Consider the following 14,517-nt stretch of genomic DNA (forward strand, 5'->3'; position numbering starts at 1 on the left):
ATGAAAAAAATCAAAATAGGTTATGCCTCTAAATTAAACAACAGAGAAACAATAAACTCACTTAATGAAATTAAAGTGAGTTTATTTGCTTCTTTAATTGAAAAGTTTAATTTAACACAATTCGACAGTGGTCTTATAACAGAGAGAAAATTATGATTAAATGATGACTTTAAACTAACTCAAAGAGCAATTGATTTTGATATAAAAACTAAACATAATTTTGGTGAGCTATTAATTTCAAATAATAAATGAAGAAGATATTTTTTACACAGAAATAACTTTGCAGTTGATGAAGGTGTAATCACCGAATTTAATTGCGTAAGAAGAAATATTGAGCCTTCAAATACAAAATCAATTATTCATAAAGAAATTGGATTCGACCAAGTTCAAAGCGAATACTCAATGGATAAAGTTAATTTTGTTATTTCTGAGATTTATAGAATTTTAAAAAAATCTGATAAACAAATTACAAGTAAGTATAAAGAGTTGTCAAATAACCACCTCTCAAAATCAATAACTTTCATAAAATACTCGCAACTTAGAAACTTGTATCCTTTACTAAACTTAAAAGAAAGAATTGACCACTTTGGTCAAGAACATGGAACATTTGTTTTAACTAACTTTATAAAAAACCAAACAGCTTCAAAAGAATTTGATCAACATTCAAATGACGTTTTTGACTTTGATACATACGTTGAATTATTTGTTTATAACAATGTAATTGAAACATCGGTCTCTCTAGCTTATGCAAGCTATCAAGTAGGAAGAGATGTTCTAAAAAAACAAAATATAATTTCAAGAGAAGGTTGAAAATCAGAAACAGGATACAACCACTTAATTAAAAAGAATGAATTACCAAGAACTATAACTGCTGGAATATATACAAATGCAGTTTCAATGATGATTTTAGAAAAAGAACACGTAGCAGAAGTTCATGCTTCTGTTTGAGATGATGAGTTTGTTGAAGACTGTGAAAAAAACAACATCGATATTTTTTTATAATTAATAGTATAATATTTTTTAAGAGTTAATTATTTTACGTAGTTAACTCCTTGCCGCTTTAGGCCAAAGACCATAAGGAGAAAGTTATGAAAAGAAAATATGAAGTAATGTACATTTTAGATCAAGGTACACCAAACGTAGAAGAATTAAGAACTAAACTTGAAAACATTTTAAAAGTGGACGGTGGTAAAATCATCGAAGCTGAAGATTGAGGTATCAAAAAATTTGCATACATAATCAATAAAAAAGAACAAGGTAGATACATCGTAGTAATAGCAGAAACAAATTCAGACAATATTTTGGAATTCCACCGTATTGCTAAAATTGATAGAAACGTTATTAGAACAATGGCAATTAATACTGAAAGTGAAAAAAATTACATTCAAACAACTAAACTGTCAAAAACAGATGTTGCAAAAATGATGGACGATATGAAAAAAGCATATGATGCTAAAAAAATCGAACGTTACAATAAATTTAATGCAGCAAATGCTGACGGATCAACACCTGCATACGATCCAACAAGAAGACCATATGCAAAACCTGATTGAAAATCAACACCAAAACCTGATTGAAAATCAACACCAAAAACAGATGCTGCAAAACCTGCAACAACTGATGCTAAACCAGCTGCAACAACAACTGCTAAACCGGAGCCAAAAAAGGAAGCTGTAAAAACACCAGCTCCTAAAAAATAATTAAATGAATTCAGTTAATTTAATCGGAAGAATTACAAAAGATATTGAATTAAAATCAACATCTAATTCAAAACCGTATACTCAATTTACACTTGCTGTAGATGACTTCTTCGGTGGAGAAAGACAAACTCAATTTATTTCATGTATTGCTTGAAATAAACAAGCAGAAAACATGGCAAGGTTTTTAAAAAAAGGATCTCAAATAGCTGTTGAGGGATCAATCAATGTAAGAACAGAAAATAAAAATGGACAATACACAACATACACAAGTGTGAATGTTTCAAAAGTTACATTTTTAGAATCAGCAAACAGTGGTTCACAATCTCAAAAAAGTTCACAATCAAGAACATTAAATAACTATGGTTATGATTTGGTTGAAGAAAAAAATGAGACTCCAGCTGTAAATAACGATTCAATTTTATGAGAGGATTAGAATATGAAAAAAATCATTAAAAGAAAAAAGGTCAATTTTTTCGCAAAGAACAATATTGATTACATCGACTATAAAGATGTTGAATTATTAAAAAGATTCATATCTAAAACAGGACAAATGTTACCAAGACGTGTTACTGGTACTTCACCAAAACACCAAAGAGCATTAGCAACTGCAGTCAAAAGAGCTAGAATAATGGGATTACTACCTTTTATCGTTCAATAAGAAAAACGGAATATTTCCGTTTTTTTATTTCAAGTAATTAAACGTCTTGTTGATATAATAAGAATAATTAATTCGAGGTATACATGAAAGTAATTTTATTAGTTGACGTAAAAAATGTTGGTAAGAAAAATGAAATCAAAGAAGTGTCTGATGGTTATGCAAGAAATCAATTAATTCCAAAAAACTTGGCAATGCCTGCAACTGCATTTAACATTGAAAAAAGAAAAAGAAACCAAATTGAAGATGATAAAAATAATGATATCGAAATCAAAATTGCAAATGAATTAAAAGATAAAATTGAAGATCTAAATATTATTTTGTATTTGAAAGTGAATAACGGAATGGCACAAGGTGCCATCACATCATCTGCAATTTTAAGTGAGTTAAATAAGAATAATATTTCAATTACTAAAAAAGCATTTGTTGAAAAAATAAACTTTAGATCAACTGGTAATAAAGAGGTGGTTTGCAAATTAAGTCACGGTATTAAAGCAATACTAAAAATAACAATTGAGGAGAAATAACAATGAACAACAAAGAAATGTTAGAGCGTGTAGAAGCTGACCTGTTAGCTATGGCACTAAACTCAGAGACAGTTGCATACGAAGTTATTTCTAACCTTGCTAAAGGTGATTTTTCAACAGAGAGACATGCAATAATTTTTGAAGCAATATCTGATCTTGTAAGTAAGAACACAGTTGTGTCTACGACACAAATTGCAGAACATCTTGAAACAAGTAAGAAACTAGAGGTTATTGGTGGAAGACCAGCACTTTATGACATCACAACACTTTACTTTACTGATGAAGGTTATGGAGACTTATTAGAGGTTGTAATGAAACACTCTAAAGGTAGACAACTAGATAAAATAATTGAAGGTATAAAAAATAAAAGAATTGAAGGTGGATACATTGATCAAATAATTTCTGAAGCACAAGAAAATATTTTAAACATTAATATAACATCAAAAAAAGATGAACCAGAAAGTGTTAAAGATATCCTTGGTGATGTTATAAAGCATATGCAAGAGTTGGCTGAAAGATCAACAAACAAAATTACGGGTGTTGATACTGGATTTAGTGAACTAAACAAAATCACAGATGGATGACAAAAATCAGATTTAGTAATTCTAGCAGCTAGACCATCAATGGGTAAAACGGCTTTTGCGCTAAACCTTGCGTTTAACGCGTCTGATAAAATGAGAAAAGAAAAAGGTGGAGTAGCCTTCTTTTCACTTGAGATGCCCAAAGAACAATTGGTCCAAAGAATGATTTCATCAGTTGGTGGAATTGATGGAACACAAATTAGAAATGCAAGAAATGTAAACTGAGCAAACATAACTGATGCTTCAGATATCTTAAGAGAACAAAACATTATTATTGATGACACGGCTTCAATTAATGTTTTACAAATTCAATCAAAACTGAGAAAAATGAAACATGAAAATAATATCAAAATTGCATTCATTGACTACCTACAATTAATAAACTCAATCAACCCAAACCCAAGTGGTCGTCAACAAGAAGTTTCTGAAATTTCAAGACAACTAAAAACAATTGCGCGTACACTTGAAATACCAATTATTTGTCTATCACAACTATCACGTTCAGTTGAAAAGAGAGAAGACAAAACACCTATGATGAGTGACTTAAGAGATTCAGGAGCGATCGAACAGGATGCTGATATCATTATGTTTTTATACCGTGAAGCGTATTATAAAAAAGAAGAACAAGAAAGTACAAACACTGATGTCATTATTGCAAAACACCGTAATGGTGCTATCGGAACAGTGTCACTAGAATTCATTAAAACATTTGGTAAATTTGAAAATAAAAAAATGTAATATATAATTAATAAAATAAACGAGGAATATACATGAGAAAGTTATTAGCATTAATTGGTGCAATTACACTAACAACAACCATTGGTGCAGTAACTGTAGTATCATGTGGTATGAAAACTTTACCAATTGACCTTTTTATTGGCGACGAAAATATCGGTGATAAAGAAACTGGTAAAAAATATTGAGGTGAGCCCCAAAAAACAATGATTAGTTTGTTGGAGTTTTTAACATTTAACGAAGCTAAATATAACCACAACGACGCTAAATTAAAAAAGGTTTATGAAACATTTGGTGAAGAAGTTAAAACTCAAAACTTATATGAAATTTCTAAAACTCAAGATGAAGACTTATATGGAAGATTAACTTCAAAAAACAATGATGGATTTAAAGAGATTAAAATGACAAACGAGTTTAAAGAACTTGATGCAAAAACTAAAATGAGATTCACACTTATTACCGAAGTAAGTAAAGACGGTAATTTACAAGAACCAAGCTTAACACCTACAAAAACATATGAAAACTATAAAGCGGCATTCGATGATGAAAGTATTTGAAATCACGATAACAAAGATAAGCCTGAAGAAGAATTCAAAAGTAAAAATAGAGAAAAATTTGAAGAGGCAATAAAAACTCTTGAAGAAAAAAAAGTCATAGGTGATTCTCTGCCATATTCAAAAGACACTACAATAAAAATAATAGATAAACCGACAGAGGGTGAAAACACATCTGTATTTAATACTGAACCGACTTTGACGTACATAAAATCAACAGAAGAAAATAAAGATTCTAAATATGGCGTTAGTTTAATGGACTCATTTGTAGTCGGTGAAATACCTGGTGGCTCACTTAATTTTGAAATCAAATATGGTGACTTAAATAATCTTGAAAATGATGAAACAATAAAAATTAAAGCAGCTGGTATAAAAACAGTTTGAATGCCAAGCACAGCTACTACAAAAGAAACAACAGAAGAAATTGAAGTGGATGGCAAGAAAATAAAACAAACAACAAGAACAAGTCTATATTATTGAGTTCCTTATTTATTTGGTGGATTCACATTTGCAAATAATCCCAAAGATTTTAGTGGAAGTAAAAATATGTTTGACGATATCAAAATAACACTTGAAACAGAAACAACAAATTAATACTTTAAAATAATAGCAATTGCTATTATTTTTTTTATTGGAGAAGTTATGAATAAAGAATGAAATTATTTTGTAGGACAAGAACTTGTTGACGAGATTAGTCAAGTTCAATCTAAAATAAAAACTGATTATTTTCCAACATCAAATGATCTACTTACTATTTTTAAATTATCAAAACCTGAAGATGTTAAAGTTGTGATAATTGGTCAAGATCCATATCACAACGTTGGACAAGCAAACGGAATTGCGTTCAGTGTAAACAATGGAATAAAAACCCCACCAAGTTTAAAAAATATATTTAAAGAATTAAAAGACGATCTAGGAATTGATCACTTTGATAACAATGATTTGTCTAATTGAGTTAGACAAGGTGTTTTTCTGATAAATACAATTTGAACCGTCGAACCACATAAACCTAACTCACACAAAGAATTGGGTTGAGAAAAAATAACAATTAGTATTTTAGAAAAATTAAATAAATCAAATCCAAATATAGTTTATTGCTTATGGGGAAATAGTTCACAAAAGGTTTTTGATAAGTTAGAATTTAAAACAAACAATGTAATAAAATCCCATCACCCATCACCATTAAGTTATAGAGGTTTCAAAGGGTCAAAACCATTTTCAAAAATCAATTCATTGTTAGCGGAAATAGGTGAAAACCCAATTGATTTTGAAAAATAGAATTATTAATAAATAAGGTTTTCCTATAATAATTTAGTAAAATATAAGCAAAAGAGGACGACACAATGTTAAGCAATTTAACAGACTTCAAACACTACTTATTAGAAGGTTCTAATTTAGCTATCGCTATTTCAATATTGATTGGAATTGTTGCGCTTTTTTATGTCTTGTATAACTGAGGATCATATGTATTTTTAAAAGAAAGATATCACGGTATTAGGTTCTCAACAAAAAACATAACAGGAATGACTATGCTTATTGCAGTAAGTGTAAGTGTTACTATTGTTATTTGTATGACTGTTCCGATTGCGGTACTTCCTCCAATTAGAATTGCTATTGAAGGTATTCTGGTAAAGATGTCTGGATTCATTTTTGGTCCAGTCATCGGTTTAATTATTGGTGGAATTACAGAACTATTAGTAATGATTTTTGTTCCCTCATACATTCACCCAGCATACATTATTTTAATGTTAGCTTATGGTTTTTTTGGTGGAGTTGCTTCTTCATTCATGAGAGCTTCAAAAGGTAACTACTGAATATCATTTGGAATAATTAATGTTTTCTTATTAATGTTTGCAGGAGTTATATTGTTTATCTATGGTGGAGAGGCACCACTTGGGTTAGATGCAAATGGTCTACCGATTCCAATTGAAATTTTGAAATGACAATTGGAAGCTAAATATTTTGCAATCATATTTGCAATAATGATTGTGTCAGTTGCTGTTGGTACCTGAATACTTGTTCTAACATTGCATTTCAAGAAAAAGTCTAAAACACTTAATGTTTTAGTTCCCATATTATTGTTAACCATATCTTCGGAATTTGTAATAACCATATTAATAAGTCCGTGGGGTGAGGCCAACCTATTTGGAGTAGGCGACACCGGTTATTCAGCGATGGTAGTTGGACGTTTAGTTCAAGCTCCGTTTAAAATAGCGTTCAACACTGTTGTGTTATATACAACATATAAAATTATCGGGCCACTTGTAAAAAGGGACTTTTAATTTCTATGAAAATATTTGACTCGAGATCAAATGAAAAAGTTGACCTAAAAAATAAAACAATAAAAATATATACTTGTGGACCTACAGTTTATTCAAACATTCATATAGGTAATGCAAGACCAATATTACTAACTGATGTACTAGTTAGATTTTTAAATTACCAAAATATTGAAGTCGATTACATGATGAACATTACTGATATCGATGACAAGATAATTAACAAAGCAATCGCTGAAAATAAAACTGAATTCGAAATAACAGAAAAATATATAAAAGAGTTTAATGAAGATTTATATTCTTTGAATATCATCAAACCAAATCGTATGATTAAAATTTCTGAAGAAATTCCCACAATTGAATCTTTCATTAAAAAATTAGTAGATAGCAAAAAAGCATATATTAAAAATGGAAGTGTATATTTTGATTTAAAAAACAACTTAGATACATACGGATCAATTTCAAAACAAAAAATTGATCAATTAATTTCAGATGATAGTTTATCTGAAAAAAATGATCCACTCGACTTTGCACTATGAAAATCAACTGAAGTTGGTTTAAATTGAGAAACACAATTTTGTAAAGGAAGACCGGGGTGACATACTGAGTGTGTAGCTTTGGTTGACAAATACTTTAAAAAAGAGTTAGATGTACATGTTGGGGGAATTGATCTAAAGTTCCCTCATCATGAGAATGAACGTATTCAATTCTTTGGAATGTATCAATTAGAACTTTCGAAGATATGAATGCACAATGGGTCATTAAATGTCAATAAAGAAAAAATGTCTAAGTCACTTGGTAACATTGTGAACCTTAGAGATTTTTTAAAATCAAATTCAACAAATGTTTTAAGATTATTAATGCTAAAAACAAACTATTCAAACCCACTATCAATTACTGATAAGGACATTGAAGATGCAAACAAATGAATTGCAAAAGTAACAAATACAATAAAACAATCAATTATTAATGAAAACTTAGAATTAATAAATGAAACAAGTTCAGACTATATAAATGAGTTTGAAAGTTTTATGAACGACAATTTAAATACTGGACAAGTAATTACTCTTGTAGATAAAATTGTGAAAGAGATTAATTCCGAAATATCAAATAAAGAATTTAGTGATTTGTACAAACAATTAGTAAAAATATTAGAAGTATTAGGAATAGAAATTAAATTAATAACTATTAGCAATGTAGAAATCAAGCTATTAAAGAAATGAAAAAATCACATAAGTGAAAAACAATTTAAAGAAGCAGATGAAATAAGAAATGAACTAACAAGAATTGGGGTATTGTAATGAAAGACTTTTTATATGGAAGAAAACCTGTATTTAATATTTTACAAAACAGTCCCGAGATTGTTATCTCAGTTTATATTCAAGATTCAATTAGCCTTTCAAAAAGTGAAACAGAAATTTTAAATACACTTAAAGTATCTGTTACAAAACTTCCGAGAAGAAAAATGGATGATATAACTTTAGAAAATCACCAAGGGATTATTTGCGAAGTCAAAGAATTTCAATATACACATTTTGGTGATGTTGGTAAAAATATTGATAAGTACAATACGATACTATGTTTGGATAAGATCCAAGACCCCCACAATATGGGCGCAATCATAAGGAGTGCAACGTTATTTGGTGTTGATCTAATATTGATGCTAGATCATGATCAAGTCGCAATAAATGCAACTGTTTTCAAAACATCTGCAGGTACACTTTTTAAAACTAAAATTGCTCGTGTATCAAATTTATCAAATGCAATTGAGCAGTTGAAAAAAAACGGATATTGAATTTATTGTTCAGCTTTAGCAGATGATTCTGTTGAAATTGACCAAATTAAATTTGATACCAAATCTGTAATTATTGTTGGTAACGAAGGAGAAGGCGTGAGCAAGAAAATTCAAAACATCTCAGATTACAAATTCAAAATAGAAACAAAAAATATAATTGACTCATTAAACGTATCTGTTGCTACAGGAATCATTTTGCATTCTCTGAGCAAGAGTCGTGGATAATAACCATTTAATTTTAGTGTATCAATCTTGTGAATATTTAGACAAACAACAAACATATGAGCTAGCAGAGTTATTAACAAAAATGACCTGAAAGGCTTCCCAAGCATTTACCGAAATTGGTTTAGACAAAGAAGATATGTATTTTATTTGTTGACAATCAATTAATACTTTCCATGAAAAGTACGGTAGATTAGAATTTGATTCTATGAAAAAAATAATATCAATGACATTTAAAAGAAGAATATTCGACCGCATACGAACAGTTCGCGGTAGAGGTAGTGTCCCTAAAACACAAGTTATTTATAATAACGATTTGTGTCTCTACAACTCTTCGGTACTAGAAAATGGTACTAAAGATATTAATTTTAGATTATATTGTGACTACTACCTTGATGGTCTCAAATCAACAACTGAAAGAAAAACAATTAAGTTGTTATTAGAAGGACACAATAAAAAAGAAGTTTCAGATATTATGAATCTTTCCCAGTCTACCGTAAGTAGGCAATATAACAATTTTGTAGATAGCTATAAAACAATGTTGAACTAACATTTTTCTATGCTATACTATTGACATATTAAGCAATAGAAATATTGCTTTTTTATTTGGAGAAATTAATGCTTAGATCAAAGAAAAAGATTTTATTAATTTGTGAAGATTGTTTATCAAGAAACTATTCTTTCACAAAAAGTTCAATTTCACAAAAAGATAGATTATCAATTAAAAAGTTTTGTCAAACATGTAACTTGCATACGTTACACAAGGAATCAAGATAATGAATAAAGATGAAAAAAAAGCTGCTAAGCTTGCGCTAAAAGAATCTAAGCGTGAAGCTAAGAAAAATAGAAACGAAGAGAGATTAGCAATGAAGGCTCAACTCCTTGGTGGATATGAAGACATCGAGAAGAATAAAGATTCAATCATTGAAGAACATGAAATTAAAAAACTTCACAAGAGTGAAGGTAGAAAAGTTCATTTCAAAGAATTTCCGATCAAGCTATTAAAAGAAGCAAATAAATTAAAAACACCAACAAGAAAAGAACTTGGTAAAAAATTTGTAACAGTACTTATTTTTATCACAGTTGCAGCTATTATATTCTTCTCATTAGATTTAGGATTAGTATCACTGTTTCGTGCATTAAGCATTATTAAATAAAAGGACCCACATGGAAAAATTAAACTTAGAATTATTAGAAGAATTAGAATCTTATAAAGGACAATGATTTGTTGTTAACTGTTATTCAGGACATGAAGACAAAGTCGCTGGAGATATCAAACAAAAAATTACAACAAACAACTTAAACTCAACAATCTTTGATGTTAGAGTTTCAAAACATTCAGTTGTAGATAAAAACAAAAAAGTAGTAGATAAAAACAAATTCCCAGGGTATATTTTTATCAACATGTTAATGACGGATGAAACATGATTTACAATCCGTAACACAACAGGAGTTACTGGTTTTATTGGTTCATCTGGTAAAGGTGTAAAACCGTTCCCAATTACTGCAGAAGAAATTGCAAGAATGTTGAACATGAAACCAAAAGCTGTAGAAAAAGAAACAACAAACAAAAACAAAGCGGTTGCTAAAAAAGAAAAAGTACAACATAATGCAGACTTCAAAGTTAAAGATATTGTATTGATCAAATCAGGACCATTCGAAGGAATGGAGGGTCAAGTTACTGAAATGGATTTTGTAAAAGGTGTTGCAATTATTGAAATTGAAATGTTCGGTAGAGTTACTCCTTCAGAAGTTGAATTTTCATCACTAGAATTAGCATATAAATTATAAGAACATAAGGAAAATTTGCTTATGAAAAAATTGCAAGTATCAGAATTTATAATTAAAAGAGAAGGTGTTACAAGAGACTTGCCAAAGGGAAACGAAAGCTTGCGGTGAGTCGCAAGTTCTGCCACTCTAATTTATAGTGAAGACAATGCGATATTAATAGATACATTTACAACAATAAAACAAAATAATGATTTGATTGAGTGAATTAAAACGTTTAATAAAAAATTAACACATATCTATATAACTCACGGTCATGGTGACCACTTCTACGGCATAAAGCAACTGACTGAGGCATTCCCGGAAGCGGTGGCGTTATCCACAAGAGAAACTGCAGAGCATGCCATTAGAGAGGGAAACCCAGAATATATTGCGAGTTTCTGGGGGTTACTTTTCCCAAATCAAATCCCAGAACCCCAAGTGTTTCCAAAACCATTAGTTGAAGATTGTTTTGAGTTTGAAGGAAATAAATTTGAAATAATCAAAACAGGATTTACAGATACTAACGACACTACGGCGTTATGAATTCCAAATATGAAGTTAGTGGTTGCTGGTGACGTTGTTTACAATGGTATACACCAATATATGTCTGAAACAACAACTGAATCACGCATTAATTGAATTGAATCTGTTAATAAATTAATAGCACTAAAGCCTGAAACAGTTATTGCAAATCATAAAATTCCAGAGAATAGTAATTCACCAAAGATTTTAGAAAATACTAAAAAATACATTGAAGACTTTAACTCTTTAGATAAAACAACAAACACAACTTTGGAACTATATAACGAGATGCTAAAGTTATATCCAAACTATGCCAACCCAGGATCATTATGGGGCGGGTCTAAAAAAGCAAAAAAATAATATCTTTTTAAACTTTCAAATAATCCTTTTGGATTATTTTTTTATTCATTAAGCAAACAATTTTGATATTTAAATTTTTTTAATTACATGTTATTATTTATCTTAGGTTAAAGAAATGTGAAAGACAGGTAACAACCTTAAGAGTTACCGTCGTTTGGATCACAGCAATAAACAATGGAGGTTTATCGTGGCTAAAATTAAACGTATAGCGAAATTAGAATTTATGGCAATGCAAGCGAAACCAGGTGCAGAACTTGCTTCACTTGGGATTAACATGCCTCAATTCACAAAAGCATTTAACGATGCAACAAAAGAAAGAGCTGGAGAAGTAGTTCCAGTTATCATTACAGCGTATGATGACAAATCATTTGACTTTGAATTAAAAACTGCACCAGCAGCTTTCAAAATCAAACAAGCATTAAATATTAAAAAAGGTGCTTCTAAATCAGGAACAGAAATTGTTGCAACAATTTCTGAAGAACAAGTAAGAGCGATTGCTGAGTATAAATTGGTCGACTTAAATACAGATAACATCGATGCTGCAATGCGTATCATCGAAGGTACATGTAGAAACATGGGTATCAAATTAGGATACGAAGTTAAGGCAGGTAAAGCATAATGGCTAGAACATCTAAAAAATTAAAAGCTGCTTACGCTAAATTTGACAATCAAAAACAATACTCATTATCAGAAGCTATCAAACTAGTTAAAGAAACATCTGTAACTAAATTTGATGGAACAATAGATGTTGCGTTCAACTTAAATGTTGATCCAAGACATGCAGATCAACAAATTCGTGGAGCTATGGTATTACCAGGTGGAACAGGAAAATCACAAAAAGTTTTAGTAATCACAAAAACAAAAGAAGCAGAAGCTAAAGCGGCTGGTGCAGACTTTGTTGGTGGTGACGAAATGATCGACAGAATTTCAAAAGAAAACTGATTTGGTTTCGATGTAATTGTCGCAACACCAGAAGTTATGGCTTCACTTGGTAAAATTGGTAAAATTTTAGGACCAAAAGGTTTAATGCCAAACCCTAAAACTGGAACAGTTACACCAAACGTTGCAAATGCAATTAATGAAATTAAAAAAGGTAAAGTAGAATACCGTACAGATAAAGAAGGAAACATTCACTCAATTTTAGGTAAGGTTTCATTCTCAACTGAAGATATAGAAAAAAACTACAATGCAATTTTTGAAGTAATCAAAAAAGCAAAACCCGCAGTTGTTAAAGGTGCATATATACAAAACATTACAATCTCATCTACAATGGGACCTGGAATCAAAGTTCAATTCGAACAAAACTAATATCATAATGAACACCACTTGGTGTTCTTTTTAATTACAATATAAATATATGGAACAACAAAAATTTGAATTAAGAAAAGTATTTTTTCCTAATAACTGAAAAGAAATAATTAGCATGACTGGGCACATATTCTTTCAGTTGTTTTTTGTTGCAATCATTGCTCAAATTAATATGTTTTTGTTTACACAATATTCAGGACACAATGATGAGTTTTTAAGTTTAATTGTTAAAGCGACACTTATGTTTACAACCATACAATTTATCCCATCTCTTGTAGCGTCAGGTGCACTAGTTGTAGGTAGTAATTTAGTTGGACAAGGCAGACAAGCAGAACTTGGTAAAGTGATTAAAAATGGGTTATTAGTCAATATTACAATTTCATTAATCGTAATCATAATTGTAGAATCATCAGCACCGCAGCTATTAAGTTTATTGGATATAGATAATACAAATATAGGAAATGATGTTCATGGAACATATTACAATCAAATTGATTTTGCCAGCTCATACTTTAGACTGATGGTCATTCAATTATTTTTAATGTCTATTGCTCAGGTTTATATCTCTGGATTACAAGCAATTAAAAAACAAAAACATATTGCCATCGGTGCAGTAGTTGCTAGTGTACTTGATATCATTTATGTATCAGTTGTGTTGTTTGTTTTTAAAACACAACCACTATTAGCAGCACTTGGTATTCCTGTGGCGGCATTATTCCAAATGATATATGCCTACATAATTGCTCACCAATTAATCGATCTAAAAAAATATAGTTTCAAAGAAAGTTTAGACAAAAGATTAATATCAAATATTGTAAAAATTGGGTTACCAATAACTATGGAAATAGCACTATGGAAATTTTGTAACTTTTCAACGAATGCTGCAATTACAAATTTAGATACAGGTGGTGATTTATCACAAGCAGATGACCTCACTAAACTATATTTGATACACGCAACTATTCTAACCATTAATGAGTTTGCAACGGTATTCTTACAAGCGTCTGGAACAGTTACTTCAATTTTGGTTGCAAAAAAAATCGGGATGGACGATAAAGAAGGCGCATTTCAAGCTGGGGTAGATGGTTGAAGAATTGCCATTTATGGTCAGTTGATTTTATCTTTAATTGTACTTGGTGCAATTTATCCATTACTAGTATTTGTATACGGAAGAGATCAAGCGCTAGTGTTGAAGTATGGAATGTGAATGTATTCAATTGTATTTATTAAGTGTCTGTTTGATACGGTTAATATGACATTACTAAGATCACTTTGATCAGTTGGTGACTTATGAACTCCATTGATAGTTTCAATATTTACAATGATTATTGGGATGGTGGCATTACCATGAGCAATTAACTTAATTGTTAAAGGAAATGTTGGTTTAGGAATATTATTAATAAATGTAGTAGTAGCACTAGATCCAATTTCAAGATCTATTATTTATGTTAAAAGATGATTTTCTAAAAAATGATTCAAACATGTTAAACAAGTATAAGGAGAATATAT

19 protein-coding genes are annotated in these 14,517 nt (G+C 30.1%); all 19 read left to right on the top strand.

The annotated features are described in order from the left end of the window. Complete coding sequence (locus tag AACL07_RS00100; RefSeq protein ID WP_338983552.1) at positions 1–1,002, top strand: hypothetical protein; 1,002 nt, start codon at positions 1–3, stop codon at positions 1,000–1,002. Positions 1,003–1,088: 86 nt separating this feature from the next. Next, positions 1,089–1,700: a 30S ribosomal protein S6 gene (rpsF, locus tag AACL07_RS00105; RefSeq protein ID WP_338983554.1), complete on the top strand. Its 612-nt coding sequence runs from the start codon at positions 1,089–1,091 to the stop codon at positions 1,698–1,700. A 4-nt stretch (positions 1,701–1,704) separates the two neighbouring features. Further along, positions 1,705–2,133 carry a single-stranded DNA-binding protein gene (locus tag AACL07_RS00110; RefSeq protein ID WP_338983556.1) on the top strand — a complete coding sequence of 143 codons (429 nt, stop codon included), beginning with the start codon at positions 1,705–1,707 and terminating at the stop codon, positions 2,131–2,133. Between the two features lie 3 nt (positions 2,134–2,136). Continuing rightward, positions 2,137–2,358 carry a 30S ribosomal protein S18 gene (gene rpsR / locus AACL07_RS00115; RefSeq protein WP_338983558.1) on the top strand — a complete coding sequence of 74 codons (222 nt, stop codon included), beginning with the start codon at positions 2,137–2,139 and terminating at the stop codon, positions 2,356–2,358. Between the two features lie 83 nt (positions 2,359–2,441). Next, positions 2,442–2,882: a 50S ribosomal protein L9 gene (gene rplI / locus AACL07_RS00120; RefSeq protein ID WP_338983559.1), complete on the top strand. Its 441-nt coding sequence runs from the start codon at positions 2,442–2,444 to the stop codon at positions 2,880–2,882. A 2-nt stretch (positions 2,883–2,884) separates the two neighbouring features. Continuing rightward, a complete protein-coding gene (gene dnaB, locus AACL07_RS00125) occupies positions 2,885–4,201 on the top strand; it encodes a replicative DNA helicase (protein WP_338983560.1) in 1,317 nt (438 codons plus the stop codon). A gap of 32 nt (positions 4,202–4,233) precedes the next feature. Then, on the top strand, positions 4,234–5,346 hold the full coding sequence (locus AACL07_RS00130; protein WP_338983561.1) for a lipoprotein: 1,113 nt from the start codon (positions 4,234–4,236) through the stop codon (positions 5,344–5,346). Between the two features lie 48 nt (positions 5,347–5,394). Continuing rightward, positions 5,395–6,030, top strand: a complete 636-nt coding sequence (locus AACL07_RS00135) for a uracil-DNA glycosylase (RefSeq protein ID WP_338983563.1) — start codon at positions 5,395–5,397, stop codon at positions 6,028–6,030. 65 nt (positions 6,031–6,095) lie between these two features. Further along, positions 6,096–7,034, top strand: a complete 939-nt coding sequence (locus AACL07_RS00140) for a hypothetical protein (RefSeq protein WP_338983565.1) — start codon at positions 6,096–6,098, stop codon at positions 7,032–7,034. Positions 7,035–7,039: 5 nt separating this feature from the next. Then, entirely contained in the window at positions 7,040–8,332 is a 1,293-nt protein-coding gene (gene cysS / locus AACL07_RS00145) for a cysteine--tRNA ligase (protein ID WP_338983567.1), read from the top strand. Next, entirely contained in the window at positions 8,332–9,051 is a 720-nt protein-coding gene (gene rlmB, locus AACL07_RS00150; RefSeq protein WP_338983569.1) for a 23S rRNA (guanosine(2251)-2'-O)-methyltransferase RlmB, read from the top strand. Before cysS ends, rlmB begins: the two co-directional genes overlap by 1 nt. Further along, positions 9,044–9,598 (top strand): hypothetical protein, encoded by a 555-nt coding sequence (locus tag AACL07_RS00155; protein WP_338983571.1) that lies wholly within the window; start codon positions 9,044–9,046, stop codon positions 9,596–9,598. Before rlmB ends, AACL07_RS00155 begins: the two co-directional genes overlap by 8 nt. 68 nt (positions 9,599–9,666) lie before the next feature. Then, positions 9,667–9,825, top strand: a complete 159-nt coding sequence (gene rpmG / locus AACL07_RS00160) for a 50S ribosomal protein L33 (protein ID WP_338983573.1) — start codon at positions 9,667–9,669, stop codon at positions 9,823–9,825. Next, entirely contained in the window at positions 9,825–10,205 is a 381-nt protein-coding gene (secE, locus tag AACL07_RS00165) for a preprotein translocase subunit SecE (protein ID WP_338983575.1), read from the top strand. Before rpmG ends, secE begins: the two co-directional genes overlap by 1 nt. A 10-nt stretch (positions 10,206–10,215) precedes the next feature. Then, positions 10,216–10,839, top strand: a complete 624-nt coding sequence (gene nusG / locus AACL07_RS00170; RefSeq protein ID WP_338983577.1) for a transcription termination/antitermination protein NusG — start codon at positions 10,216–10,218, stop codon at positions 10,837–10,839. A 21-nt stretch (positions 10,840–10,860) separates the two neighbouring features. Continuing rightward, a complete protein-coding gene (locus tag AACL07_RS00175) occupies positions 10,861–11,700 on the top strand; it encodes an MBL fold metallo-hydrolase (RefSeq protein WP_338983579.1) in 840 nt (279 codons plus the stop codon). 184 nt (positions 11,701–11,884) lie between these two features. Next, positions 11,885–12,319 (top strand): 50S ribosomal protein L11, encoded by a 435-nt coding sequence (rplK, locus tag AACL07_RS00180; RefSeq protein WP_422397424.1) that lies wholly within the window; start codon positions 11,885–11,887, stop codon positions 12,317–12,319. Further along, entirely contained in the window at positions 12,319–13,008 is a 690-nt protein-coding gene (gene rplA / locus AACL07_RS00185; RefSeq protein ID WP_338983583.1) for a 50S ribosomal protein L1, read from the top strand. The genes rplK and rplA overlap by 1 nt, the downstream gene beginning before the upstream one ends. Before the next feature lie 49 nt (positions 13,009–13,057). Further along, a complete protein-coding gene (locus AACL07_RS00190) occupies positions 13,058–14,506 on the top strand; it encodes an MATE family efflux transporter (protein WP_338983585.1) in 1,449 nt (482 codons plus the stop codon). Positions 14,507–14,517: the final 11 nt, after the last annotated feature.

It is taken from the genome of Spiroplasma endosymbiont of Othius punctulatus, assembly GCF_964019505.1.
Taxonomy (GTDB): Bacteria; Bacillota_I; Bacilli_A; order Mycoplasmatales; family Mycoplasmataceae; genus TIUS-1.